At 54.9% G+C, this 25,158-nt stretch carries 22 protein-coding genes and 2 pseudogenes; 15 read left to right on the forward strand and 9 right to left on the reverse strand.

What is annotated here, in order from left to right; all coding sequences use genetic code 11:
• The first annotated feature begins 13 nt into the window (after positions 1-13).
• Together gltS and KUL77_RS02255 are read left to right on the forward strand one after the other, a co-directional pair.
• Entirely contained in the window at positions 14-1,210 is a 1,197-nt protein-coding gene (gene gltS, locus KUL77_RS02250) for a sodium/glutamate symporter (RefSeq protein ID WP_297143044.1), read from the forward strand.
• Complete coding sequence (locus tag KUL77_RS02255; protein WP_297143047.1) at positions 1,210-2,448, forward strand: FAD-dependent oxidoreductase; 1,239 nt, start codon at positions 1,210-1,212, stop codon at positions 2,446-2,448. Before gltS ends, KUL77_RS02255 begins: the two co-directional genes overlap by 1 nt.
• On the opposite strand, the gene KUL77_RS02260 is transcribed toward KUL77_RS02255, so the two are convergent.
• The 3 genes and pseudogenes from KUL77_RS02260 to KUL77_RS02270 all read right to left on the reverse strand — a co-directional run bounded on the left by KUL77_RS02260 (position 2,445) and on the right by KUL77_RS02270 (position 5,175).
• Positions 2,445-3,707 carry a flavohemoglobin expression-modulating QEGLA motif protein gene (locus KUL77_RS02260; RefSeq protein WP_297143049.1) on the reverse strand — a complete coding sequence of 421 codons (1,263 nt, stop codon included), beginning with the start codon at positions 3,705-3,707 and terminating at the stop codon, positions 2,445-2,447. The two genes, KUL77_RS02255 and KUL77_RS02260, sit on opposite strands and share 4 nt — an antisense overlap.
• Positions 3,694-4,740: pseudogene (gene rsgA, locus KUL77_RS02265) on the reverse strand (ribosome small subunit-dependent GTPase A); the annotation flags it as partial. The pseudogene rsgA and the gene KUL77_RS02260, both read right to left, overlap by 14 nt.
• Positions 4,741-4,863: 123 nt before the next feature.
• Positions 4,864-5,175 (reverse strand): helix-turn-helix transcriptional regulator, encoded by a 312-nt coding sequence (locus KUL77_RS02270; RefSeq protein WP_297143053.1) that lies wholly within the window; start codon positions 5,173-5,175, stop codon positions 4,864-4,866.
• 198 nt (positions 5,176-5,373) lie between these two features.
• On the opposite strand from KUL77_RS02270, the gene KUL77_RS02275 reads away from it, so the two are divergent.
• The 13 genes from KUL77_RS02275 to KUL77_RS02335 all read left to right on the forward strand — a co-directional run bounded on the left by KUL77_RS02275 (position 5,374) and on the right by KUL77_RS02335 (position 19,763).
• A complete protein-coding gene (locus KUL77_RS02275) occupies positions 5,374-6,636 on the forward strand; it encodes an HlyD family efflux transporter periplasmic adaptor subunit (protein WP_297143056.1) in 1,263 nt (420 codons plus the stop codon).
• Between the two features lie 84 nt (positions 6,637-6,720).
• Entirely contained in the window at positions 6,721-6,861 is a 141-nt protein-coding gene (locus KUL77_RS02280) for a hypothetical protein (protein WP_297143059.1), read from the forward strand.
• A 124-nt stretch (positions 6,862-6,985) separates the two neighbouring features.
• Positions 6,986-7,936, forward strand: a complete 951-nt coding sequence (locus tag KUL77_RS02285; protein ID WP_297143063.1) for a hypothetical protein — start codon at positions 6,986-6,988, stop codon at positions 7,934-7,936.
• Positions 7,933-8,913, forward strand: coding sequence for a hypothetical protein (locus KUL77_RS02290; RefSeq protein WP_297143066.1), 981 nt, complete (start codon positions 7,933-7,935; stop codon positions 8,911-8,913). The genes KUL77_RS02285 and KUL77_RS02290 overlap by 4 nt, the downstream gene beginning before the upstream one ends.
• 168 nt (positions 8,914-9,081) lie before the next feature.
• Positions 9,082-10,386, forward strand: a complete 1,305-nt coding sequence (locus tag KUL77_RS02295; RefSeq protein ID WP_297143069.1) for a hypothetical protein — start codon at positions 9,082-9,084, stop codon at positions 10,384-10,386.
• 36 nt (positions 10,387-10,422) lie between these two features.
• Positions 10,423-12,525, forward strand: a complete 2,103-nt coding sequence (locus KUL77_RS02300; RefSeq protein WP_297143071.1) for a peptidase domain-containing ABC transporter — start codon at positions 10,423-10,425, stop codon at positions 12,523-12,525.
• Positions 12,526-12,578: 53 nt separating this feature from the next.
• Positions 12,579-13,835 carry an aminotransferase class I/II-fold pyridoxal phosphate-dependent enzyme gene (locus KUL77_RS02305; protein WP_297143074.1) on the forward strand — a complete coding sequence of 419 codons (1,257 nt, stop codon included), beginning with the start codon at positions 12,579-12,581 and terminating at the stop codon, positions 13,833-13,835.
• Between the two features lie 73 nt (positions 13,836-13,908).
• Positions 13,909-14,832, forward strand: a complete 924-nt coding sequence (gene grxD, locus KUL77_RS02310) for a Grx4 family monothiol glutaredoxin (RefSeq protein ID WP_297143077.1) — start codon at positions 13,909-13,911, stop codon at positions 14,830-14,832.
• Positions 14,833-14,936: 104 nt separating this feature from the next.
• Complete coding sequence (locus KUL77_RS02315) at positions 14,937-16,319, forward strand: amidohydrolase (RefSeq protein ID WP_297143079.1); 1,383 nt, start codon at positions 14,937-14,939, stop codon at positions 16,317-16,319.
• Entirely contained in the window at positions 16,316-17,611 is a 1,296-nt protein-coding gene (locus tag KUL77_RS02320; RefSeq protein ID WP_297143081.1) for an amidohydrolase family protein, read from the forward strand. The genes KUL77_RS02315 and KUL77_RS02320 overlap by 4 nt, the downstream gene beginning before the upstream one ends.
• Before the next feature lie 100 nt (positions 17,612-17,711).
• Positions 17,712-18,653: a DegV family protein gene (locus KUL77_RS02325; protein WP_297143083.1), complete on the forward strand. Its 942-nt coding sequence runs from the start codon at positions 17,712-17,714 to the stop codon at positions 18,651-18,653.
• Between the two features lie 58 nt (positions 18,654-18,711).
• On the forward strand, positions 18,712-19,056 hold the full coding sequence (locus KUL77_RS02330) for a hypothetical protein (protein WP_297143086.1): 345 nt from the start codon (positions 18,712-18,714) through the stop codon (positions 19,054-19,056).
• 8 nt (positions 19,057-19,064) lie between these two features.
• On the forward strand, positions 19,065-19,763 hold the full coding sequence (locus KUL77_RS02335) for an adenine nucleotide alpha hydrolase (protein ID WP_297143088.1): 699 nt from the start codon (positions 19,065-19,067) through the stop codon (positions 19,761-19,763).
• On the opposite strand, the gene fghA is transcribed toward KUL77_RS02335, so the two are convergent.
• From fghA to KUL77_RS02365, 6 genes and pseudogenes are all read right to left on the reverse strand, one after another.
• Complete coding sequence (gene fghA, locus KUL77_RS02340; protein WP_297143090.1) at positions 19,724-20,569, reverse strand: S-formylglutathione hydrolase; 846 nt, start codon at positions 20,567-20,569, stop codon at positions 19,724-19,726. The two genes, KUL77_RS02335 and fghA, sit on opposite strands and share 40 nt — an antisense overlap.
• Positions 20,569-21,678 carry an S-(hydroxymethyl)glutathione dehydrogenase/class III alcohol dehydrogenase gene (locus tag KUL77_RS02345; protein ID WP_297143093.1) on the reverse strand — a complete coding sequence of 370 codons (1,110 nt, stop codon included), beginning with the start codon at positions 21,676-21,678 and terminating at the stop codon, positions 20,569-20,571. Before KUL77_RS02345 ends, fghA begins: the two co-directional genes overlap by 1 nt.
• A gap of 81 nt (positions 21,679-21,759) precedes the next feature.
• On the reverse strand, positions 21,760-23,448 hold the full coding sequence (locus KUL77_RS02350) for a DUF2235 domain-containing protein (protein WP_297143096.1): 1,689 nt from the start codon (positions 23,446-23,448) through the stop codon (positions 21,760-21,762).
• Positions 23,449-23,464: 16 nt separating this feature from the next.
• Entirely contained in the window at positions 23,465-23,965 is a 501-nt protein-coding gene (locus tag KUL77_RS02355) for a DUF3304 domain-containing protein (RefSeq protein WP_297143099.1), read from the reverse strand.
• A gap of 33 nt (positions 23,966-23,998) precedes the next feature.
• A complete protein-coding gene (locus KUL77_RS02360; protein WP_297143102.1) occupies positions 23,999-24,862 on the reverse strand; it encodes a DUF4123 domain-containing protein in 864 nt (287 codons plus the stop codon).
• A gap of 160 nt (positions 24,863-25,022) precedes the next feature.
• A pseudogene (locus KUL77_RS02365) lies at positions 25,023-25,158 on the reverse strand (IS1595 family transposase); the annotation flags it as partial.

The following is a 25,158-nucleotide window of genomic DNA, read 5'->3' on the forward strand; positions in this document are numbered from 1 at the left end:
GAATACGTCCCTGATGCTTCAACTAGACGCTGTTCAAACCCTTGCACTGGCTGGCATTGCCCTGTTTATCGGCTATGGCTTATGCCGCATCATCCCCGTGATGGGCCGCTACAATCTGCCGCCTCCGGTCATTGGCGGGCTCGTTTTCGCGCTAGCCACTTGGTTTGCTCATAGCCGCGGCGTCACCCTTTTCAAGCTGGACACCAGCCTGCAAAGCCCGCTGATGATTGCGTTTTTCACCACTATTGGCTTTAACGCCAGCCTGCTGCTGCTCAAAATCAGTGGGCGCCAGGTCATCATTTTTCTACTATTGGCTAGCGCGTTTACCGTGGCGCAAAACTTACTGGGTATTGCCATCGCCATGGGCTTTGGGCTGCACCCACTCTTCGGCGTGCTGGCAGGTTCCACCACGATGGCAGGCGGCCCGGCAACCGGTCTTGCCTTCGCACCACTCTTTGAACAGGCAGGTGTTGCCGGTGCGGAGTCGATTGCGGTGGCCTCAGCCATGGCGGGCATTGTGGTAGGCGGGCTATTGGGTGGCCCCGTTGCCACCATTTTCATTCAGCGATTCAAGCTCACATCCACGCGCCCCAATGACCACATTGCCCCCGAGGATGGCCCCACGCTGCCTGCCGCCACTGAGTCCGAACGTGAATACAGCGCACTTAAAAGTATCGTGGTCATCTTGGTGGCCATGTGGCTCGGCGCTTGGGTCAGTCAATGGATTTCCTCCACCGGCATTACTCTGCCCGCCTATGTGGGCGCCATGCTCGTGGGTGCACTACTGCGCAACATCGACGATAAAACCGGGCTGATCAAACTTTCGGTACCCACTACCGAGCTCATCGGCAACGTATGCCTCTCGCTATTCCTTGCGGTTGCGCTGATGAACCTAAAACTATGGGAACTGGCGGGTCTTGCCACACCGCTTGTGGTGAGCCTGATCTTGCAAGCGCTGATGGTTTCGGTGTTCTGCATCGTGGTGTACCGCGCCATGGGCCGCGACTACGATGCAGCCGTCATGGGCGGCGGCTTTATTGGCTTCATGCTAGGCACCACCGCCAATGCAATGGCCGTCATGCGCACCTTGGTGGAACGGTTCGGTGCCGCACCGCGCGCCTTCTTGGTCGCTCCGTTGGTGGGCGCATTTTTCATTGACTTCGCCAACGCGCTGGTCATTACCGGCTTCATCAATTTCTGGCCGCACTGATGCAAACTTCCACACCTGAAACACAAGTGGCTGATGTCGCCATCATTGGCGCGGGTGTCGTTGGCATTGCAACGGCTTGGGCACTGGCACGGCGCGGTTTGCGTGTCGTGCTGTTGGAGCGCGGCGAAGGCCCAGCATTGGAAACGTCTTATGCCAACGGCGCGCAGCTGAGCTACGCCTATACCGACGCCATGGCGAGCCCAGCGCTGTGGAAACAACTGCCCTCTATGATCAGCGGAAGCGACCGCGCTTTTCACACACGCGCTTCGCTAGACCCGCACTATTGGTTATGGGGCATTCGGTTTTTACGCAACGCGACCCACGCGCGCTTTCAAACCAATACATTAGCAACATTAAAACTTGCCCTAGAATCCAAAGCTGCGATGGACACGCTGCTGAAGCAGCATCCTATTGAATTTCACCATCGCGTAGCGGGCAAGCTTCACGTGTATTACGACGCCGCCGCACTGCCAAAAGCGCAGGCCACGATCAACGCCAAGCGCCCTTTTGGTATTCGCCAAAAGATCATTACTGCAAGCGAGGCCATTACTATTGAACCGGCGCTTTCCGGTGCACGCGGCATTGCTGGCGTGGTGTATTCACCTGAGGAAGAGGCTGGCGACCCGTGGCTATTTTCAAGCGCATTACTGGCACTTTTGCGTGAACACTATGGCGTGCAGGTGCGCTTTGGGTTCAACCTGCAAACGCTACAGCGCAGCGGCAAGCAGTGGCAGTTAAGCACAAGCAACGGCGACACCGTGCAGACGCGGAAACTGGCCATTTGCGCGGGTATCGACAGCCATTCCTTATTACGCAAACTGGGCATTGCATCGCCATTGATGGCGGTGAAAGGCTATTCCATCACCGCGCCACTAGGGGCCAATGCACCTTCGGCCAGCATTACCGATACCGCGCGTAAGCTGGTGTTCTGCCGTTTAGGTGACAAAATTCGAATTGCAGGGCTGGCGGATTTGAACCATTGGAATGCGAAGCCAGATCCTGATCGTTTAGCGCAGCTCATCGCAATGGCAAAAGAGTCTCTACCTGAAGCCGCAGACTACGCACATATTGAAAGTCATTGGGCAGGTCTGCGCCCGGTGACGCCGCAGTCCACCCCTGAAATTCGCCTTGCGGGTGAAGGGCTCGTGCTCAATATCGGCCACGGCATGTTGGGCTGGACGCTGGCCATGGGCAGCGCAGAGCGCGCAGCGGCATTACTGCAAAGCAGCGAGGCTTAAAAATCCACGACATTATCCGCCGAGACAATTTGCTCCAAACGAATTTTATTGGCAAACAGCGAGAACGCCAGCATTCCGGCCAGCCCATTGGCCCGCGCCACCCATGCGGGCATCCAGCGCGGTTCTTTCAATGCGCCGCAGTCAAACAGCGGCTCAAAGCGCTGCACGTCGGCTAATGTCATTTTGCCTGCAAACAGCAGCCGACACAGGCGTAATTTGCCGTGCTTGAGCGCCCAGCGGAAAAACGTATGCACACCAATCAGCCCGCGCAGATATACGGTGTCTTTGGTAAATGCCAGACCACCGGTTGTGGGTACGCCGCGAAACACACGCTGCGCCGACGTAAAACTTTCCACTTCATTCTGTCCGGACATTAGAAAGTAACGAAACACTTGAATGAAATCAGCGCCTTCAAGCGCCATGGCCACTGCTTCAATACGCAGGCTCACGCGCTTCATGCGTTCAATATCAATACTGCCAGTGATTTGCTCAGCAAACACCGCCAAGCCTTCTTGAGTGGCGGTGATCCGCGGTGATGAGAGTGCAAGACTCGGCAAGTTGCTTTGTTGCTGGCCATTGAGCGCTGTCAACGAATGCACAAACGCTTCGTGTTGCAGCAATTGCTGCATGTCGTAATCAGAAAACGCCGCGCGTGAGCGCAACCGAATGCGTGTGGCCCCAGCCGCCGCCTTGGCGATGAGATTTGGGTCTAACTCCACCGAGATGACACGCGCGTCAAAAAAATCATCGAGCTCAGCCTGCAGTTGCAGCGCCAGTGCAGTAGCCGAAATTTCAACTTGTTCAGAAGGAGCTAGCAGCTCGTGATCCAACTCGTCGGCCACCATCAAAAAATGATTGGCCGCTTCCCGTGTGGTAGCGCCGCCGGGGAGCGCGTGATCCGGGGTTCCGAACAGTGCGATGGATAAGTCCGTGACTTGCCGTGTACCTAGGTTTTCCAACAGCTCGGCAGCCAGCACCCAGCCCTGCGCGGATTCGATGAGATACTGCCCCAGCGGATGCTCGGAATCTGCAGCGGCGGCAATTGCCACCAATTCGCGGCGCGCATCAGAAAAATCATGCTTGGGGTATTCAAAGCAAGGTAGCGTCGGGTTTCCCTTGGCCCAGCCTGATAAAAACCGCTGCTGTTCGCTTGCTGGCCAGCTCACCAAGCTCAATAGCTTGATCGGTTTTGCAGCCTTCGCCATTCGCGCATCCAGCGCCGCATGGTGTGCAATAGCATTCACATCAGCGCTTGCCATATTTCTCTCCAAGCCGCTTGCCCAGCGCCTTGGACTGTACGCGCGATTGCGCCTTTTCCGCCAGCCGCGTTGCAAGGCGATCCGCTGCCCCGGCTACTTCATCACTCAACTTGAGAAAGTTCTCCACGCGCCCGGCATCAATTGCGCCCGCGTCTACGGCTGCACGCACCGCACAGCCCGGTTCTTTAACATGTTTGCAGTCGCGAAAACGGCACTGCTGCGCCAGCGCTTCAATATCGGCAAAGCTTTCTGCCACATCTTCTTCACCCGTGGGTTTCAGCTCACGCATTCCCGGCGTATCGATAATGCAAGCGCCCGACGGCAGTGCAATCAGCGCACGGTGGGTGGTGGTGTGGCGGCCGCGTGCGTCGTGCTCGCGCACGGCACCTGTTTTCATTTTTTCCACGCCCAGTAGGGTGTTGGTTAGCGTTGATTTGCCCGCGCCAGAACTCCCTACCAACACAACACTTTGCCCCGCACCAAGCCACGGCTCCAGCGCAGTGGCCGCCTGCGTGTCTTTGGCATTAAGCGCCATAACGGGAACACCCAACGTGTGCAGTGCTACCAATGCCTCATTCACTTCGGCAGCGTTTTTATCGGACTTCGTCAACACCACCACAGGTTGCACGCCGCTGCCTGCCACCAGCAACAGATAACGTTCAATACGGCGCGGATTGAAATCGCCATCCAAGCCGCTCACCACAAACACCGTGTCGATATTGGCGGCAATGACCTGCTGCCGGTAATGCTCCCCAGCCGCACCGCGTTTGATTGCAGAAAAACGTGGCAGCAACGCCACGATACGCAGCGCATTGGGCGCTTCGCCTTCTACCAACACCCAGTCGCCCACCGCAGGCCGCGCCTCTGGGTTTACCTCCCCCTTGCGATAACTTCCCGCACGCTGCCATTCCGGTAGCGACTCCGCCGGGTGAACCATATCAATCATTTCAGACACCCGATATCCGCTGCGGTGCTGCTCAACAATGCGTGCAGGGCGTGCTTGGGGGTACGCGGCCATCAACGCCGACCAAGCAGGCGGCAACGCATGCAAAGGCCAATGCCAGCCAATGGCAGAAAGGTGAATCATGAAGAAAAATCAAGTGTCATCGTGGGGATTTTAATGCCCAAAGGCTCCTTGTAACACCAGCCCATAGAGCTATCCCGTAGCCTCTTCCGTATCAAACTGAAGTTGGTCTAGCGCCAAGCGGCGTTGTCTGCTGCTCGCCGCACGATAGGCGCTCAAAAACTGACGCTCTGCCTCATTCCCACACCCAGTAGCAAGCCAATGAATATCGACGCCGGTAACAGCTGCAATCTCAATGAGATGCACAGCACTAGGCGTGACATTGCCCGCTCCCTCCCAATTACCAACTGCCCCTCTCCCAACACCTAGAGCTTTCGCAAGCTCGGCTTGCGTCATTTTCATTTGCATGCGCGCACGACGAATGCGCGTACCTATCGACTCCATGTCTTCTCCACCCCTGTGCGTGCCCGCCCCCGTGCCAACAATCAAATTTGCTCAGCAATATTGGCATTGTCGCATGAGACATAGCTCGCATGAGCAACTTGGGTCACTTGTAAGCAATATTGAGCACGTACAGGTTTGATTTTCTCAATTTTTCTAAATTATATTCCGCAACCATTCACATAATGGCAAAAATTTGTCGTGTCCAAACTCTTTCGCAAGGAAGCACTTGAAGCCAAGCGCGGCAGCTGGTTAGGCGCCATTTCACTGGCGCAGCCGCTGTCGCTCTGGGTCATGACGGCATTTGCCGCTAGCGCTGCCCTTGCCATTGGCTTGTTCTTGTCTTTTGGAAACTACACCCGCCGCTCCACGGTGGCGGGGCAGTTAGTGCCCGCGAAGGGTTTGGCCACGGTGTTAGCACCTGCCACGGGCGTGGTGACACAGCTAAACAGCACAGAGGGTGTTGTGGTGCAGAGCAACCAAGTGCTTGCAGTGGTCAGCCTGCCACGCGCCACGCTTAGCGAAGGTGACACCGCTACCGCCATGGCGCAGCGCCTCGCTCGCCGCGAGCAAAGCCTGCAAGACACCCATCAAGCGCAAGGGCAGTTGCTGGAAGTACAAACCAACAGCTTATCTAGGCAGCTGGCCGCTGCTCAGCACGAGCTGAAACAACTGGAACAAGAAATCAGCACCCGGCAGCAGCAGGTGCATATTGCCGAAGAAACCTTGCAGCGCCTGCGCCAGCTACAGGCCGATAAATACGTCAGCGCGGTGCAAGTTAACCAACAAGAAGCCGCATGGCTGCAAGCCATCAGCGATGTGCAGGCCATGCAGCGCCAAGCCACCAGCGCCCGCCGCAGCCTGACCCAACTGCAACAAGCCAAGGCGGAACTGCCGGGCCAGCGCCTCGCCAATGAGGCCGACTTCCAGCGTGACCTCGCCACCTTAGAACAAGAGCAAGTAGAAACCAGTGCGCGTGGCGCACTGGCGGTCAACGCCCCTGTTACTGGCGTTATCGCCACACAACTCATCAAACCCGGCCAAGCCGTGCAGGCAGGCCAGCCGCTATTCACCTTACTACCGGGTAATGGAACGCTGGAAGCAGAACTCCTTGTGCCTAGCCGCGCCATTGGTTTCATTGAACCCGGCGACAAGGTGCTGTTGCGCTATCAAGCCTACCCATACCAAAAATTCGGCCATCACCAAGGCACGGTAGCGCGCATCAGCCGCAGCACCTTGAACCAAGGCGAACTGCAAACCCTGCTAGGCAGCGCCGCGCAAAGCGAACCGCTGTACCGAGTGACGGTGCGTCTCGCCCAACAAGCCATTACCGCCTACGGCAAGCCCGAACAACTGAAACCGGGAATGCTGCTAGAAGCCGATGTGCTGGGCGAGAAGCGCAAGTTAATCGAATGGGTGTTTGAACCGTTGTATTCGCTCAAGGGGAAGGTGGGTGGTGGTTGATCTTCACTGGGGCAAAGAATTGCCGGGTGTGTCTCGGCCCTACGGCGCGGGGTTTCGTGTCTATCAGTAACTAGGAGAAACGCAATGGAAGAGCTTTCAATTGATGAAGTTATTGTGGTAGCCGGTGGCATGGCTGCTGTTCATGAAACAATGGTTGTTACTAGCGATGGCCCTTGCAGTGGCTCATCGCATCGAGACCCATCTAAGTGTGATGCGGAAAAATAATTGAAGAAACAGGGGGAGGGATAACACCCCCCCCTTTTTTTAATATCTAATTACGTTGGTGCGGTTTCAGGAAGGTAAAAATATGCTCACTCCTAAATATCGATTGGGAAATCAAGTGATCTTGGTGAGTGGAAAGTACGCAGCGGCGTTATATGATTTTGCGGGTGGGAGAATTCAAAGAATTTCCGCAGGGATGGGGAACCTATTGGCTGATGATTGCCTTGGCCTAAACAGAAGTTTAAGTAAAAAAAATATTTTGGTAATGCAGCTAAGTAGAGCACTTACTGAGCGAAAATTTCTAGAAGAATGCATAGGTAATGCATATGAAAATTACTCTTTCGATCATGTTCACCCAAGATTTCCGCCACTAAGAACAATTTCATTCCATATTGGACCCAAAACAACCTTCGATGATTTGAATAAGGCGGAGCACATAATTCACGATGCAATTTCAAAACTTAGCTTAGGAAGTTTTGCATTTTTGATTTGCGATGAATCTAATATGGTTGCTGAAATCGAGGGAATAGCTGAGCGTATACTTAATGAGTTTCAGTTCTCTTTATGTGAATTCTGGTGTGATGGCAACAAAGCGACGAGATCGACCAGATGCAGCAAGGTAAAGAAAAAGTATAGGGACAGAGTACTGATTGCCGACATTAAAAATTCGAAATATGCTTCAGCTGGAATTACGGAAGATAGTGACAGGCTAGTTTGGCCTTGCAGTTCAAAAATTGATCCATCTATGTTTATTTGCAGGCCAGATTATTATCATCTGTTGAAAAATTATAGCGAATCCTACGGGTGTATTCACTTTGATTCCGAGTGGAATATTTTTCCTGATGTTTCTGATCTCGGATATTGCATAGGTGGATTTGATGAGTTTTTAACAATTGAGGAAGTAGTAGTAGATAAAAGATTAATTGAGTACTGGAGGTTTAGTAAGGACAAAAGGGGGAAGTGTCAAGATTGTGAATTTAGGTACGCTTGCCCTAATCCGTTATCGAGAAGGATGGGTACAGGGCTAGCAAGTCAGCCCTCAAATTGTGATTACGACATTGAGCGAGGCACTTGGTGAAAAAGCCGATTATTGTTCTTTTATCTGAAAATTCCGACTTGAATTTTCACTTAATTCGGCATGTTTTGCAGCACCGAAGAATTCCATTTTTACATATTGACCCAACTGTCAAAAATAGAAACTATGATTTTAATCTAATCACAGAGTGTGACGGAGTGCGCGTTCGCGAAGAGATTTTAGATTTACGTATGAGTCGATATAATTTGGCTGGTGTACGAGCAGTATGGAATCGGGGGGCTGCATATTCAGGAGGAGAACGCACCAACTCTAGAACCTCTGAGAACCTTGTTTATCACGAGTCCGTATATGCCTATGAATATATCTGGTGGTTGCTGCGCCATAGTGAGTGGGTTAATCCATTACTCGATTGTCGAGCTTCTCGAAATAGACTTATTCAGTGTAAGGTGGCAGCAAGCTGCGGAATGTATGTCCCAAAACAAATTGTCTCTACAAAAGGCATAGATATTGCAGAGTTTTCGCGTTCTGGGGGGAGGCATATAATTAAGTGCATATCGCAAGGCAGTCCGCATGAGGTGGGGCCACATGCTCTTAAGACCGAGTATTTCAGAGAGGAGAGTGCTCGCAAATATTCTAATGAACGCCTTTCTGCTCCAGTAATGCTACAAGGTTATTTGGAAAAAGATCATGAACTTCGAGCGGTGGTAGTTGGAGATAATGTTTTTGCTGCGGCAATTGATTCCCCTAAACACGAGGCTACTGCACTTGATAGTAGACTCTGGAGAGAGGCTGGCCTTAGTTATTATAGAGTAAAGTTAAATGATTCGGAATCAAGCCGTCTCGTTAAAATAAATTCAGAGCTTGGCTTGAGATATTCTTCGATGGATCTTGTAAGAGGCAGGGATGGCCTACTCTACTTTCTCGAAGCAAACCCTTCAGGGCAATGGAGCTTTATTGAAATGCAAACCGGCTTCTCAATTACGGAAAAAATAGTAAACCTTCTTGCGGGTGAAAAATGAGGATTGAACTAAAAGGGGTGGCGCTAATTGAAGACTATGGGAACGAAAAATTAATGCCCATCCAAGAGCAAAATAAAATGGATGAGTGTCGAGTCTTGCAAGCATATAAGGGGTTTTGCACGCTCTACCCGCTTTTCGTGCCAGAAAAGCAGAGACAGGAGAGTGCAGATGGCTATTAACTACTGCAGGAGCTTACTACTCTGGCTTGTCGCGGGAATTTGTTTGATTCCTTGTGCTAGTTTCGGTGGCATGAAAGATATGGAGGAGGAATGCGTAACTGAATCGTGCCTAATGCCAAAACTCCAGGTATTTCCAATTAATATGCAATCCTATTTGCAGGTCAAAGATTCTTTCAGTCATGGCTTCAGGCCAGAGGAAGCGAGCCGTTCTTTTCGAGAAAATTTTGCCACCGTAGCAAGCTTTGCTGGTGATTATGGAGCGGCTAATCGCTTTTATCCGTTACCTGAATTGAATAAAGATCCATTGGGGCATGGGTACTCACATGCAGTGCCGGCTGCCAAAGTAGTGCGCATGCTGGCAAAAGATAGACGTGCCGTTTTCATAAATGAAGCTCACGCAGTTGCACGGACTCGCGCCGCTATTTATACGCTACTCCGTCCTTTGCGCGAGGAAGGGTATAGCTACCTGGCGCTTGAGGGGCTCACTACATATCCCGTGGATAAAGAAAAAAACTGTGCAAATTCCTTACTTAACGACCCTCGCTTACCCACTCGTGGCTATGCTACTGGCGGGACAGGTTTTTATTTAAATGAACCCATTTTTGGGGAAATAATTCGAGAGGCATTGCGCCTTAAATTTAAGCTGGTAGCTTATGAGGATGCATCGGATTCTGATGATGGCCTAGAGGCGCGCGAGCAAAGACAGGCTGAAAATATTGCTTGTATTTTCAAGGCGGACAAAGAGGCTAAAATCATGGTGATCGCTGGATTTGGGCATATCGCTAAAAATCCAGTCGGTGCCGTGCATGGGGGAATGATGGCTGCACGCTTTAAGGCTATGACTGGAATCGATCCGCTTACCGTAGATACTACAAAGCTGCTGCGAGCGCGCACTTACGGTTTTCATTTCGATGGTCAAGATGTAGAAAAATATCCTTCGCAAGGTTATGCGTTGAGCGACTCTAAAGGGAGATTTTTCGGTTCGGTCGACTACGATTTGATGCTGCTTTTTCCGGATACCCCTGAAAGAGGCGAGCCTGGCACTTCGTGGCTTGAGCTAGATGGTGCACGACAAGATTCGCTTGTCTCTGCGGGTGGTTGCATGAATATATGGCCCTGTTTGATTCAAGCATTTCCACAGGAAGAGGTGTCTGGCATTCCTGCAGACGGCTGTGTAATAGAAAGAAGTCAAGACACCTGCCACCTGTTTTTACCAAAGGGAGTGTTTGGCATAAAGTATTTCAACAGATTAATCAATGGGATACAAAGCGATACGATTTCTATTGACCCATAATATTGATTACTCGAGAAACAATTTAGGTCTTGCTTTATGAGCGTGCTGACCCAATCCGAATCCGCCGAATGCGGTCTCGCCTCACTCGCGATGGTGGCAGGCGCGCACGGTCTGCGGTTGTCGCTGGCCGAACTGCGTCAGCGTTTTCCGCTGTCACTTAAAGGGGCCAAGCTCAACCAACTCATCCATATTGCCCAATCGCTGGGCTTCCAGACCCGCCCGCTGCGGTTGGATATGGAGGATTTGGGCAAACTCCAATTGCCTTGCATCCTGCATTGGGACTTCAACCACTTCGTGGTGCTGACCAAGGTCGGTAAATCCAAAGTCACGCTTCTTGACCCTGCGATCGGTGAGCGCAGGCTCTCGTTGTCTGAAGTTTCTGACCACTTCACCGGTGTGGCGTTAGAGCTAACGCCCAGTCACGCATTCAAGCCGCGTAAAGCCGCACCTACCATTTCAGTGCGCCAATTGACCGGGCGCATCACCGGTCTGTGGCGGACGCTGGCACAGCTTCTGCTGCTGTCACTGGCCTTGCAAGTGTTCGTGGTGTTGGCCCCATTCTTCATGCAATGGGTGGTGGATCAGGTCTTGATCTCCGCCGACAAGAACTTATTGACAGTGCTGGGGCTGGGCTTCGGGTTGGCGCTGCTGTTGCAGATCGGTATCGGCCTGCTGCGCGGCTGGTCGGTGGTGTATCTGTCGTCCCGGTTGGGTCTGCAATGGATGGGCAATGTGTTTGCCCATGCGCTGCGGCTACCGCTGGAGTTTTTCGAGAAACGCCATTTGGGCGATATCACCTCACGCATGGCCTCGGTGCAGGCGATTCAGCGCACCTTGACCACGAGCTTTGTCGAAGCTCTGATTGATGGCTTGATGGCGGTGGTGACGTTTGGCCTGATGCTGGTCTATAGCTGGAAGCTGGCGCTGGTCACGCTACTGGCGGTGGCTCTGTACGCCGGTATCCGTCTTGTGGCGTACCGGCCCTTACGCGATGGCACCGAAAAGCAATTGGTTGCTGCGGCCAAACAACAAACCCACTTATTGGAATCGCTGCGCGGCATGCAGAGCGTCAAGGTGGCCGGTGCAGAAGGGTTGCGCCGTTCCACCTACGACAATCTGATGGTGGACACCGTCAACCAAGACGTGCGCATCGCCCAGATGGGGTTGGGTTTTAATAGCGCCAGCCAACTGGTGTTTGGGGTTGAGCGCATCGCCGTGATCTGGATCGGCGCGCTGCTGGCGCTGCAAAACGTGTTTTCGGTGGGCATGCTGATTGCTTTTTTGGCCTACAAAGACCAGTTTGCCCAGCGTATGGGGGCATTGATCGACAAAGGCATCGAGTTCCGCATGCTGCGCCTGCACGGAGAACGCTTGGCCGACATTGTGCTAACGCCGCCAGAGGACGCAGAGCTACGGCCGGAGCTGCCCGCGCCGGAGGAGGCGTCTATCGAAGTGGAGAGCCTCGGTTTTCGCTATGCCGACGGTGAGCCTTGGGTGCTCAAGGGGCTGAGTTTTCAGATTGAAGCAGGCGACGCCGTGGCTATTGTGGGGGCGTCGGGGTGCGGCAAGACCACCTTGGTCAAACTCTTGCTGGGGCTGCTCAAACCCAATGAAGGCAGCATCCGCATCGGCGGACACGATTTGCATAAAACAGGCCCAGCCAATCTGCGCAAAATCGTAGGGGCGGTGATGCAAGATGACCAGCTATTCGGTGGCAGCCTTGCCGACAACATCAGCTTCTTCGATCCCCAAGTAGACCAAGCGCGGGTGGAACAGGCGGCGCGCATGGCGGCCATTCACGACGAAATTACAACAATGCCAATGGGCTACCACAGCCTGATTGGCGATATGGGCAGCAGCCTGTCCGGCGGGCAAAAGCAGCGGGTGATCTTGGCGCGGGCGCTGTACAGAAACCCCAAGCTGTTATTCCTTGACGAAGCCACCAGCCACTTGGATGTTGCTAATGAGCACCTTGTTAATGCGGCGGTGAAGCAGTTAGAGGTGACCAAGGTGATCGTGGCGCACCGGCCCGAGACCATTGCCAGTGCCGACCGCGTGCTGGTGATGCAAGGTGGGAAGATCGTGCAGGATGTTCGGCAGAATACGGCGGATCAAAATTCAGAAGAATTAGCTGCGTAACCCAGTGTTTTTCCGCTAGTCTTAAACACCCTGCTATCAATCATTCTGCTCCAATGCCTTCCTACAACCCCCGCAATAAAATCGCCACCCGCTCCCGCCTCACCGAGGTTCGCTATGAAATTCGCGGGGAGTTGGCACGGCGAGCGCGTGAGTTGGAGGGGCAAGGGCGCAAGCTCATTAAGCTGAATATCGGCAACCCCGGTGCGTTCGGGTTTCGTGCACCCGAGCACCTGCAAGACGCCATCGCTGGGCGCATTGCCAACACCGACCCATACACTCATCAGCAGGGTTTGCCCGAAGCACGCGAGGCAATTGCGGCATTTCACAAGCAACGCGGCACGCCCAACGCGGCACCAGAGCGTGTATTTGTGGGCAACGGGGTCAGTGAACTGATTGATATTTCCCTGCGCGCCCTGCTAAACCCCGGTGAGGAAGTGCTGGTACCGTCTCCAGACTATCCACTGTGGTCGGCGGCCACTATTTTGAACGACGGCCGCCCGGTGTATTACAAATGCGACCGTGACAACGGCTTCCTGCCTGATCCCGAGCAGATCGAATCGCTGGTGTCCTCGCGTACCCGTGCGATCGTGCTGATCAACCCAAACAACCCCACTGGCGCCAACTACCCGCGCGCACTGCTAGAGCGCATTGTCGAAATTGCGCAGCGTTATCGCCTACTGCTATTGGTGGATGAAATTTACGATGGCATTTTGTATGACGACGCTAAGTTCCAGCCGGTGGCTCCCTTGGCAGGCGATCTGCCTTGCATGAGCTTCGGCGGGCTTTCGAAAGTACACCGCGCCTGCGGCTGGCGCGTGGGCTGGGCGGTATTGAGTGGTGACCCACTAGCCTGCGGCGACTACCACCACGCGCTTGATCTACTCGGCGCGCTCCGCCTGTGCGCCAATGTGCCCGGGCAATTTGCCATTGAACAAGCACTGCACGGCACCGACACCATTAGCACACTCACTGCCCCCGGCGGGCGCTTGTATGAAACCCGTCGCGCCCTGATCGAAAGCTGTGCCAGCAGCGAACACTTATCCTTGGCACCGCCCGTCGGTGCGCTGTACGGCTTCCCGCGCGTGGTCGGTGCGGCTGCGCGAGACTTCGACGACCACGCATTCGCGCTGGAAATGCTGGAGCAGGAAGACGTGTTGATCGTCCCCGGCACCAGCTTCAACGTGCCCTACCGCGACCACTTTCGGGTTACGCTGCTGCCCGAAGCCGAAATGCTACGGGAAGTCTTCGTCCGTATCGACCGGGTTCTCGCCCGCCGTGCCGAAGCCAAGCCACGTAGCGCAGTGGCTTGACTCCGGTCAGCCTCCTGCCAGAGTCAACAGCGTAGAATGGCGGTTCTCTTCATTTGTTTTTGGAAGCTCCGCCATGTCGCTTGACCCCGCCCTGCGCGCTCGCATTGAATCCGTCCTCTCCGCCAACCACGTCGTGCTATTCCTGAAAGGTACGCCGGACGCACCGCAGTGCGGCTTCTCGGGTAAGGCTGTGGCCGCTCTAGACACCACGGGTGCCACCTATGGGCACGTCAACGTGCTGGCCGACCCGGAAATTCGTGAAGGCATCAAAATTTATGGCGACTGGCCGACCATTCCGCAGTTGTATATCGGTGGCGAGCTGGTGGGTGGTGCCGATATCATTTCGCAAATGGCCGGCAGCGGCGAGCTGCACACCGCATTGGGATTGCCTGCACCCGACCGCACCCCGCCGAGTATCACCATCACCCCGGCCGCCGCGGACATGCTGAAATCCGCGCTTGCCAACGCCGGCGACGACTACGCGCTGCAAATTGAAATTGATCGCGGTTTCAATGCCCGCCTGCAGTTGGCCCCGAAAGATGACAACGCCATCATCAGCGAATCTGCGGGCATCCGCGCCCAGTTCGATCTGGTCAGCGCCCAGCGTGGCCGCGGCATGACCATCGACTGGGCCGACGACGCACGCGGTAAAGGTTTGATCATTGATAACCCCAATGCACCGCCGAAAGTCGGCACGCTGACCCCGGCGCAGGCGCAGACGCAGGTCAACGAAGGCAAGCTCACGATTGTTGATGTGCGCCCGGCTGAAGAGCGTGCACTGGCACAGATCCCCGTGCCCAGCCGCAACTTCGATGACGGCGTGGAAGAACTTGAAGCGCTGCCGAAAGACACCGCGCTGGCCTTCCTCTGCCAAGCCGGTGGGCGCAGTCAGCAAGCCGCCGAGCACTTCCGCGCACTCGGTTTCAGCAAGGTGTTCAATATCGCCGGTGGCACCAACGCTTGGGCCGATATTGATTCATCGGTGGCGCGCTACTAAGCCGCCCCACACAACCCCAAAGCCCCCATGACCAAGGGCATGTAGAAGTTCTGCGCCAATCTCGTTAGGGTGCGCATATCGCTTCGCGGGGACCTTGGGGTTTTATGTTCAAACCAACATTATTGGCGGCTGCGGCCGCCCTGCTTGTCGGCTGCGCCAGTGCGCCACAAAAGGCGGCTGCGCCTGCAACAGCCTATAACTTTGCAGCAGACCCTTACCCCAGCACGTACCAACGGGTCGCCGCGCCAGCCGTTTTGCTTACCAATGCCACGGTACTGACAGGCACCGGTACGCGTCTAGACAACGCCGACGTGCTGTTGCGCGATGGCCGTATCGTTGCGGTGGGTACTGGGCTAGAAACCACTGCAGATGCTGTGCGTGTGGATGCCACGGGCAAGTGGATCACCCCCGGCATCATCGACATTCACTCACACTTGGGCGTTTACCCCAGCCCCAGCGTGCGCGCGCATAGCGACGGCAACGAGGCTACCGCGCCGGTGACGGCCAACGTCTGGGCCGAACATTCGGTATGGCCACAAGACCCCGGTTTTCAGGCTGCGCTCGCGGGCGGCGTGACTTCACTGCAAATCTTACCGGGCAGCGCCAACCTCATCGGCGGCCGCGGCGTCACCCTGAAAAACATTCCCGCCACCACGTATCAAGCCATGAAGTTCCCCGGCGCGCCTTGGGGGCTGAAAATGGCCTGCGGGGAAAACCCCAAACGGGTCTATGGTCAAAAAGGCGGGCCATCCACGCGCATGGGCAATGTCGCTGGTTACCGCGCCGCCTTTGCCGATGCCGCCGACTACATGAAAAAGCGCAAAGCAGGCGGCAAGGATGCAGAGGCCAAGCGCGATCTCAAACTCGACACCTTGGCGGCGGCGATCAACGGCGATATCCGCGTGCATATCCACTGCTACCGCGCCGATGAAATGGCCACCATGCTTGATCTAGCCAAAGAATACGGCTTCAAAATTGCCGCCTTCCATCACGGCGTTGAAGCCTACAAGCTCAGTAACCGCTTGGCCAAAGACGGTGTTTGTGCGGCACTTTGGGCCGACTGGTGGGGGTTCAAAATGGAAAGTTTTGACGGCATTCAAGAGAATATCGCGCTGGTGGATCGTGCACCGGGAAGCTGCGCCATCGTCCACTCCGATTCCGAAGAAGGCATCCAGCGTTTGAATCAGGAGGCCGCCAAGGCCATGGCCGCCGCCGAACGCGCGGGCTGGCGCATCGCGCCCGAACACGCCATTCAATGGCTCACCGCCAACCCGGCCAAGGCCATGGGCATTGGTGATCAAACCGGCACGCTACAACCCGGAAAAATGGCCGATGTCGTGGTGTGGAACGGCAACCCGTTCAGCAGCTACGCGCAGGCCGAGCAGGTGTACATCGACGGCGCGCGCCTCTACGACCGCCGTGACCCAGCGCGCCAGCCGAGGTCTGATTTTATGCTGGGCCAGACGCTGCAAGGAGGTGTGAAATGAAGCGCCTTGCTCTTGTCATTGCACTCCTTGCTGCTACCGGTATTGTCTCGGCGCAGGACGTATTGATTCGCAACGCTACCGTGCATACCGCGAGCACCCAAGGCACCCTGCGCAACACCGATGTCTTGATCAAAAACGGGCGCATCGCCGCGATTGGCCACGGTCTTTCCGCTGATGCGGCCAGCGTTGTCGATGCGAACGAACAGCCCCTAACACCGATCCTCTTCGGCGGCATCACCGACATTGGCGTTGAAGAAGTGTCGGGCGAAGAGTCCACCGTCGATAGCGCACTGGCGCTAGGCGCCAACGCCGCCGATATGCGCGTGCGCCCCGAATTCGATGTCACCCAAGCCTATAACCCCAGCTCCATTCTGGTGCCGGTGGCGCGTACAGAAGGCATCGGCTGGACAGCCCTCTCCGCCGACAGCCGCCCCGGTGGTTCGTTCATTGCGGGCCAAGGCGGCGCCGTTCGGTTCGACGGCAGCCTCGATGCCGTGGGCCCACGCGCGCTCTTCATTACGCTGGGAGGGCAAGGTGCCAACCTAAGCGGCAGCTCACGTGCGGCGCAGTGGATGCTGCTGGATCAGCTGATTGACGAAACCCGTGGCCGTATCGCTGCCGATTCGCAGTTCGCACTACTCACCCCCGCTGGACGCAGCACGCTTGCGCGCTACTTCGGTGGCGGTGGCCGGGTGATGGCACGCATTCAACGCGCATCCGATATCCAACGCTTGCTGCAATGGGCGAAAGCGCGCGATGTGCGCATCGCAATTATTGGAGGCGCCGAAGCGTGGAAAGTTGCACCACAGATTGCCGCCGCCAACGTACCGGTGTTTGTGGACGTGCTGGCCAACCTACCTGCCGACTTCGACAGTTTGGCCGCCACCATGGAAAACGCCGCCCGCCTTAACGCCGCCGGGGTCAAAGTCTCATTCTTCCAAAGTGGTGACGCCTCGCACAACGCACGTAAAATTCGCCAATTGGCAGGCAACGCCGTTGCCAACGGCCTACCCTGGGAGGCCGCGCTCGCAGGGCTCACCACCGTTCCTGCCACCACGTTTGAAGTGAAGGACACCATCGGCAACCAAATTGCCGTGGGCCAACGCGCCGACCTTGTGCTGTGGAATGGCGACCCGCTCGACGTAGCCTATACCGCACGCAAGGTATGGATGGGGGGCCGCGCCATTCCAATGCAAAGCCGCCAAACCGAACTGCGTGACCGCTACCTTGCCCCCGAACTATCGGCCACCGACGGTGGGTTACCGCGCGCTTACCCCACGGCAGGGAAATAAAACCCGATTTTGTGACCTACTCTGCGTAAGCAAAGGATTACATACGTACCCGCATACAATCTGCGCTACAGTGCATTAGCCTGTAATTGGAGGTTGAACGATGCGCATTGGAATCATCACAGATTCAGCCTGTGATCTGCCCAATTCCTTTATCGAGAAGGAAAACATCACCATCTTGCCGGTTACGGTACAGATCGGCCAGGCCGTGCTCGCTGACGTGCGCAATGAAGACGCCACCATGAACTTCCTCACTGGGGAAACTGGCGCACGTGCGTTTGAAGCCGAGACCACGCCCTATACCGTGCAACAGGTGCATGATTTATTTTTAAGCAAGCTGGTGCACGACTACGATTACGTCTTCTGTATTACCACCGCCAGCTCGCGTAGCGGTATTCACGACAACGCGGTGCAGGCCAGCTACACCATCCTCAATGAATATAAGACCGTGCGCGCCGAATCCGGCAACAACACGCCGTTTATGCTGCGTGTGATCGACAGCCAAAACGTATTTACCGGGGTAGGTATTCCCGTTATCGAAGCCGTGCGCCTGCGCGCCGCCGATGAAACGCCACCCAAGATTCGCGCCCACCTCGATAGCTTGGTCAGCAACACGCACAGTTACATGGTGCCGCCCGACCTGCATTACCTACGCAACCGCATTAAAAAACGCGGCGATAAAAGTGTCAGTTTCTTGAGCGCCGCGCTGGGTAGCGCCTTAGATATCAAGCCAATCTTGCACTGCAATCGTGGTGAAACCGGCCCCGTTGGCAAAGCGCGTGGATTTTTGCCCGCCTGCCAAAAACTGTTTGAATTCACCGAAAAACGTATCGCTGCTGGCCTGCTGACCCCTGCGCTCAATATCGCCTACGGCGGCCCGCTGAGCGAGCTACAAGACCTTCCCGGATACACCCAGCTCCGCAGTGTTTGCGCAGATCGCCACATCGAAGTCTATGAAGGCTTTATGGGTCTTTCGGGCATGGTCAACGTGGGCAAAGGCGCACTCGTACTTTCGTTTGCCGCAAGCCCGCATAATTTCAGCTAGGGCATGACGAAACGCCCGTAACCGGGTAGCCTAAGAGCAGGCCTCATATGGAGTTTGCATGGCTACTCGCTACCTGATCCGCCTTCCTAACCCAAGTAATGCACGCGGCGAAGACGCCAGCCTGAGCTTTCGTTCGCAGGGTGCCGAGGGCATCGCCGAAGAATTACAGCACGCACTGCGCAGTGACGCCCTGTTTGCGCGTTGGTTAGAAAAGCAGGAAGAACCCGGCACGGTGGACCCAGCGCTTAGCGCCAGCGACACTTCCGCCAGCGTCAGCGGCATGCAGGAAGACCTGCATATCGACCTCACCGTTATTACCCGCCTGTCATCCGCTGTGCTGCGCCACCGTCTTGCCCTGCTTGCAGGCAACCACTGGCAGCTGCGCGACGTCAGCGCCGCATAAGTATTTTGATGCAACCGATACTACTGTCTTGGAGCGGCGGAAAAGACGCCGCGTGGACGCTACACACCCTTCGCCAGCAGGGTGTTTTTGTAGTCGTAGGCTTATTCACTACACTCACAGAAGGCTTTGACCGCATCTCGATGCAAGGCATTCGCCGCGACGTTTTGCACGCGCAAGCCGAAGCAGTGGGGCTGCCGGTTATTGAATCCTATATCCCGCAAAAAACTGATAACGCGGGTTATGAAGCTGCATTTGCAGAGGCCCTGCAGCGCGCTAAAGCACGCTGGCCCAATCTTTCCCATATTGCCTATGGCGATCTTTTGCTGGAAGACGTCAAACGCTGGCGCGAAGCGCTGTGCGAACGCTTGGGTTGGCAGGCTGTATTCCCCATTTTCGGGCAAGACACCACGCAGCTAGCGCGTGAAATGGTGAGCAGCGGCGTTGAGACGCGGCTTTGCTGCGTGGATAGCACGCAGCTGACCCCAAGCTTTTCTGGCCGCCAATTTGATACCGCTCTTTTGGACGCACTTCCCGCAAGCGTGGATCCTTGCGGTGAAAACGGCGAATTCCACACCTGTATTACCAATGGCCCGATGTTTAATCACGCGCTTTCACTCACACAAGGCGAGCAGATTCTCCGCGACAACCGCTTTGCTTATACCGATTTCTACCTATCCCCAACGCCAGCTAGCAATGCCTGCGCATGATGCGCAATATGCTCGCCAATGAAGCTGGCGATGAAGTAATAGCTGTGGTCGTAGCCAGGCTGCATACGCAGGTATAGCGGCTGCCTTGCCGCATCACACGCTGCTTGAAAAAGTTCAGGCCGCAGCTGTGCGGTCAAAAACTCATCATCCATGCCTTGGTCGATCAGTATTGGTAATCGCTCTTTGGCCTGCCCCACCAGTTCGCAAGCGTCATACAACTTCCACACCTCGCGATCTTCACCCAAATAAGCGGCAAACGCCTTTTCACCCCACGGCACCTGACTAGGTGCCACGATGGGCGAAAACGCTGACACGCTGCGATAGCGCCCGGGGTTGCGCAGTGCCAATACCAGCGCGCCGTGCCCACCCATCGAATGCCCGCTGATCGCACGCGATTGCGTCACCGAAAAGTGCGCTTCTATCAGCGCCGGAAGCTCATGCGCAATGTAATCAAACATGCGGTAATGGCGCGCCCACGGCAAGCGCGTCGCGTTCAAATAAAACCCAGCGCCTTGGCCTAAGTCATAACCCTCAGCATCGGGCACCGCCTCGCCGCGCGGGCTAGTGTCAGGGACAACAATCGCAACCCCGTGCTCGGCTGCATAGCGTTGCGCCCCGGCCTTAGTGATGAAGTTTTGTTCTGTGCACGTCAACCCGGAGAGCCAATACAGCACCGGCACCGGCCCTTGCAGTGCCTGCGGCGGAAGGTAAACAGCAAAACGCATCTCACAGCCAAGTGTTTGCGAGGTGTGCTGATACACATCCTGCCAACCACCAAAGCAGGCGCGGTGTTCAAGCCGCTGCATTAGTAATGCACCACAGTGCGGATGGAGTGCCCATCGTGCATCAGTTCAAACGCATCGTTGATCTGCTCTAACGGCAGCGTATGCGTCACAAACGGCGCAAGCTCGATCTCGCCGCGCATCGCCTCTTCCACCATCCCCGGCAGCTGGCTGCGCCCTTTGACGCCACCAAACGCCGTACCCATCCACTTACGCCCAGTAACGAGCTGGAACGGACGCGTGGAAATTTCCTGCCCCGCACCGGCCACGCCAATAATCACGCTTTGCCCCCAGCCACGGTGCGCACATTCCAGCGCCGCGCGCATCACGTTGACGTTACCAATGCACTCGAAACTATGGTCCACACCCCAGCCGGTCATTTCGATGATGACCTGCTGGATGGGTTGCTCATAATCATTCGGGTTCACGCAATCGGTGGCCCCCATTGCTTTAGCTTTTTCAAACTTCGACACATTGCGGTCGATCGCAATAATGCGCCCAGCCTTGGCTTTACGCGCCCCCTGAATCACTGCCAGCCCAATACCGCCAAGACCAAACACGGCCACCGTATCGCCTTCCTGCACTTTGGCCGTATTTTTCACCGCACCCAAGCCCGTGGTTACACCGCAGCCCAGCAAACACACCTGCTCATGGTTGGCTTCGGGGTTAATTTTCGCCAATGACACTTCTGCAACCACGGTGTATTCGGAAAAGGTCGAACAGCCCATGTAGTGATACAGCGGCTGGCCGTTGTAGCTAAAGCGCGTGGTGCCATCGGGCATCACACCTTTGCCTTGGGTAGCGCGCACCGACGTACACAGATTGGTTTTGCCCGACTTGCAGAACAAGCACTCACCGCACTCGGCGGTGTACAGCGGGATCACGTGATCACCCGGCTTCACACTGGTAACCCCTTCCCCTACCTCAACCACCACGCCCGCACCTTCATGCCCAAGCACAACGGGGAACAAGCCTTCCGGGTCATCACCACTCAGCGTAAACGCATCGGTATGGCACACGCCGGTATGGCTGACCTTGATCAACACTTCGCCCGCCTTCGGCGGCGCCACGTCGATTTCAACGATCTGAAGCGGTTGGCCTGCAGCAAACGCAACGGCGGCACGAGATTTCATGGCAACACTCACAATCGAAAGGCAGGCTCCATTGTAAGCATCGTGAGGGAGTGATGCGTTCATTCAGGGTTGATGACGCTCCTAGACAGCGATTGCAGCAACTTGCTGATTTACATCCTCTTCCAGCATGTCATCGCCACCATCCGGTTTGTACTTGATATCTCCAAAATAAATCGTTCGCCACTTCGCCAAGTTTCCGCTGAACCAATGCGATATCGAATCATGCCCATAGCCATCAAAAAATTGAGCAACCGTCTCCGGCAGCGGCTCAGGGTTATTCCAAGCATCCAACATCACTTGCTCATACATTGCCAACCGCCCGCCTCGCACTTGCTTCTGCCGCAAAGCAGCCATTTTTCGTTTAAGTGCACTAGTCTCACGCTGCAAGCCCTTGCGCTGCGTAGAAACTTCAGACAACGCATTCCTTCGGCTGCGAATTGCGCCATCAACGGCATTCCACTCTTCAACTTCCTCTGTTGTTGCAGATCCATAAGTGTGGCTTTGATAAGGGTCTTTCAGACCGCGCCGTTTACTGTAAAGTGTCTTCAGCTCCGCCTCTAATGCAGCCTCTCGGCTACGAAGGTTTTGAATAGACTGCAGATCGTCACCTTTTTCAACACGCACTTTCAGCCAACGATGCAAAAGCTCCATATGGGCGGCTTGTACTAACTCAAGTCGTCCCTGCTTGCGGCGCACGCTTTGCAAATATCCATTGTACGCAGCCTGAAGATTATCGTCGGTTTTATCAAACTCATCTTTAACTTCAGGATCAAGTGCATCAATAGGCTGCAACAAGACTCCAGCAGCGGCAGCCATATCATACATTTCGTTTAGCGCGAAGCGCGCGATGCTGTTTTTGCGCCCTTGGTGGTTGGGGTCATAGCCGCCGCCTACATCCGAGTGCACACCTGGGTACCAGATTTCCACGGTATTTGCAGGGTATCGCCCGCCATCGCGCGTGGAGTCAAGCGGAAATTGTTTACGCAATTCATGCGCCGCCGTCATATGCACGCTCTGCTCTACCATCGGCGGAAGCCGCATATCGTGCGCCCAATCGCTATGGCCGTCATGGGCATTGAATGTAGCTGCCGCCAAATTGCTCCACACCGAACATACAGTATCGAAAATGCCTGAAAAAATGATGCGTAGCGGGATGTCACGATAGTGCCAAGTGCCATCCGAAGCCGCCTTACAGCGCGCCGCCAAATCACGTGCAAACGCACGCGCCTGCGCTGCACCGCGCGAAAACCCGAATATAGACACATTGATTAAAAGTATTTTTTTGACAGATTGCTTATCAATCAGCTTATCAAGCTCATCTAAGGTATATTTAATACGGTCGCGCCCCCCTTTCCCAATTGCAAGCCCCAACATACCGCCGTTATCCCCTACATCAGGGAAAGACGTGCCAACGCCTGGAATGTAGGCTTTCCTTATATTGCTTTTTTCATCGGCATGCGAAAACTGCAATCTCGCAATATTTGACAAAGCCCGCTGATCGGGGGATTTTTTCATCTCTGCGTCGCGGCTATTACCCGTCCCATCAAAAAACACAGCAAAGTGCAGCACCTGCGTACACCCCGCACCGGCTTCATCTTGATTTACCACGCTACACGCCTGCGCTTCTTGTCGCTGCTGTCGCTCTGCATCACTTAGCGCACGCCTACCGCGTGCTAAGCGCGCGGTTCTTGCAGCCGAGTCTGCACCCGCAATAGGGTCTTGCGCGCCCGGCAACAGATCAACCTGCCCTTGGATTTCAGTGGAATCCATTTCACCCGCCCCCATTTCATTTATTGTAATTGTGCTCAGCAGGAACGGGGAAGCGCCTAAAATCAAACACATTAGCGCTCAAATCAACCATTTCTGCCTCTACATGCCCATCCGGGTAAAAGTGCAATACCAATTCGCTTGGATTATCAGGGTACGGAAACTTGATCGGAACAACCGCATCATGCGATGGCTGCACTTCCCCCCTCACATATCGATTTGTTTTAAGATCATAGCGAGATGAAGGCCGCCAATGCACCTTTATTGTATGTTGCTTATTCATGTTTCGCGGCGGCTTCGGTCCCATTGCACTCCCCCCATTGGTATAAGCACTTGCCCCCCCAAGCCACATCCCATCAACTGTAATGTCCAAAATTGAACGATCTGTGTAATTAAACGCAAACAATGAAAGATAATTCACTTTCTTCTTTGCCTTGGCGGAATTGCTGGTACAGCCAAACAAACCAGCGCCCACCAACAGCGCCACCGCAATTAGCCACATACTCGTATTCTTATCCATACACACCTCACGAAAAAACGCTCAAATTCGCATTCAATCCCAGCTTTCTACGACAGGCCAAACTTCATTCCCAATATCGCGCGCAGTTCGTCTTCCTTCCAAAAAATCTTCCAAACGCAACACCCAATCTGGCGTCTGATGAAACCCTTCTCCAAGCAGTAGTGCCCACGTGCAAATCATGACCACACGCTTTCCATCATGAATCCCATAGTTTTCACCCACCCGCATACATCCCCGTATGAAACGGTATTGATCATTACGCGGCACGCGATCAAGCAGGTCTTCGTCCACCAGTCGAAAGTGATCAATCAATGTATATGGATAAGTATCAGCCAATAGCTGCCTTCGCTGCGTGTCGTCGAGTTGCAGCGGCGGGTCGTATAAATCCTCTTGCGGGGCAGTAAGTATCAACACATCCCACACGTGCGCATGCGTTACAAACCACCATTCGCAACCAATTCCAAGAAAGGCATTCCGCTGCTCTTGCGTCATAACATTAACCAGCCACGGCAATACACGGCCATCATAAAACCGCGCAAGGAACTCTTTACCGTTCGGAAACCGCGCATCTAAACGCCGCATCAAGCGCTGAGATAACTCCCCCTCAGACAGTGCCGTATCAATAAACGTTAACGCACCAAAACTCTTTACCTTACCGCCAAGCCAGACCAGTAGATTCGCAACATCAACGCCAGCCTGCAATTGATGCAGCCAAACCGATGCATTCCCAGATCCATCTGCCAATAAGCCATCGAAAAGTTGAATTTCGCTATCAGCTATCCCATGAAGTTGCTTGAGCAATTCATCTAGCGACTCACACTGTGCACCATCTAACAGAAGAAACCGCCTATTTTCTTCTGCTGGCTCCAACCAATGCCGTACGGGAAGAGGCTGCATTAACGTCACCCCTTCGGAGTGAATGGCGCTGCGCGCTGGGCCGCTAGCAACAGACATTCTTTACAGACTGATTGCGGAAATACCGGCAACGGATACCGCCACCACTCCGCCCCCACAAACGACTTCCTCTGCGCTTGCACTTTTATTTCGCCCGGCCTGATTAGCACGAACCCTCAGCAACGAATATTGGCGCATCACGCAAAGCTGCCTCCGAGCACGGTTTAGTTTGAACAACGGCTTGCAGCAAGCACGGCACAAGTGCTTTCAGATCAAACCGCCGGTTGAAGCGCCATGCT

The sequence above is a fragment of the Thermomonas sp. genome, assembly GCF_019104945.1.
GTDB lineage: Bacteria > Pseudomonadota > Gammaproteobacteria > Xanthomonadales > Xanthomonadaceae > Thermomonas.

Bases quoted from the DNA above. Each gene is read 5' to 3' on its own strand.
- gltS (WP_297143044.1), top strand. From the start codon at position 14: ATGCTTCAACTAGACGCTGTTCAAACCCTTGCACTGGCTGGCATTGCC.
- KUL77_RS02255 (WP_297143047.1), top strand. From the start codon at position 1,210: ATGCAAACTTCCACACCTGAAACACAAGTGGCTGATGTCGCCATCATT.
- KUL77_RS02260 (WP_297143049.1), bottom strand. From the start codon at position 3,707: ATGGCAAGCGCTGATGTGAATGCTATTGCACACCATGCGGCGCTGGAT.
- KUL77_RS02270 (WP_297143053.1), bottom strand. From the start codon at position 5,175: ATGGAGTCGATAGGTACGCGCATTCGTCGTGCGCGCATGCAAATGAAA.
- KUL77_RS02280 (WP_297143059.1), top strand. From the start codon at position 6,721: ATGGAAGAGCTTTCAATTGATGAAGTTATTGTGGTAGCCGGTGGCATG.
- KUL77_RS02295 (WP_297143069.1), top strand. From the start codon at position 9,082: ATGGCTATTAACTACTGCAGGAGCTTACTACTCTGGCTTGTCGCGGGA.
- KUL77_RS02300 (WP_297143071.1), top strand. From the start codon at position 10,423: ATGAGCGTGCTGACCCAATCCGAATCCGCCGAATGCGGTCTCGCCTCA.
- KUL77_RS02305 (WP_297143074.1), top strand. From the start codon at position 12,579: ATGCCTTCCTACAACCCCCGCAATAAAATCGCCACCCGCTCCCGCCTC.
- grxD (WP_297143077.1), top strand. From the start codon at position 13,909: ATGTCGCTTGACCCCGCCCTGCGCGCTCGCATTGAATCCGTCCTCTCC.
- KUL77_RS02315 (WP_297143079.1), top strand. From the start codon at position 14,937: ATGTTCAAACCAACATTATTGGCGGCTGCGGCCGCCCTGCTTGTCGGC.
- KUL77_RS02320 (WP_297143081.1), top strand. From the start codon at position 16,316: ATGAAGCGCCTTGCTCTTGTCATTGCACTCCTTGCTGCTACCGGTATT.
- KUL77_RS02325 (WP_297143083.1), top strand. From the start codon at position 17,712: ATGCGCATTGGAATCATCACAGATTCAGCCTGTGATCTGCCCAATTCC.
- KUL77_RS02330 (WP_297143086.1), top strand. From the start codon at position 18,712: ATGGCTACTCGCTACCTGATCCGCCTTCCTAACCCAAGTAATGCACGC.
- KUL77_RS02335 (WP_297143088.1), top strand. From the start codon at position 19,065: ATGCAACCGATACTACTGTCTTGGAGCGGCGGAAAAGACGCCGCGTGG.
- fghA (WP_297143090.1), bottom strand. From the start codon at position 20,569: ATGCAGCGGCTTGAACACCGCGCCTGCTTTGGTGGTTGGCAGGATGTG.
- KUL77_RS02345 (WP_297143093.1), bottom strand. From the start codon at position 21,678: ATGAAATCTCGTGCCGCCGTTGCGTTTGCTGCAGGCCAACCGCTTCAG.
- KUL77_RS02350 (WP_297143096.1), bottom strand. From the start codon at position 23,448: ATGGATTCCACTGAAATCCAAGGGCAGGTTGATCTGTTGCCGGGCGCG.
- KUL77_RS02355 (WP_297143099.1), bottom strand. From the start codon at position 23,965: ATGGATAAGAATACGAGTATGTGGCTAATTGCGGTGGCGCTGTTGGTG.
- KUL77_RS02360 (WP_297143102.1), bottom strand. From the start codon at position 24,862: ATGCAGCCTCTTCCCGTACGGCATTGGTTGGAGCCAGCAGAAGAAAAT.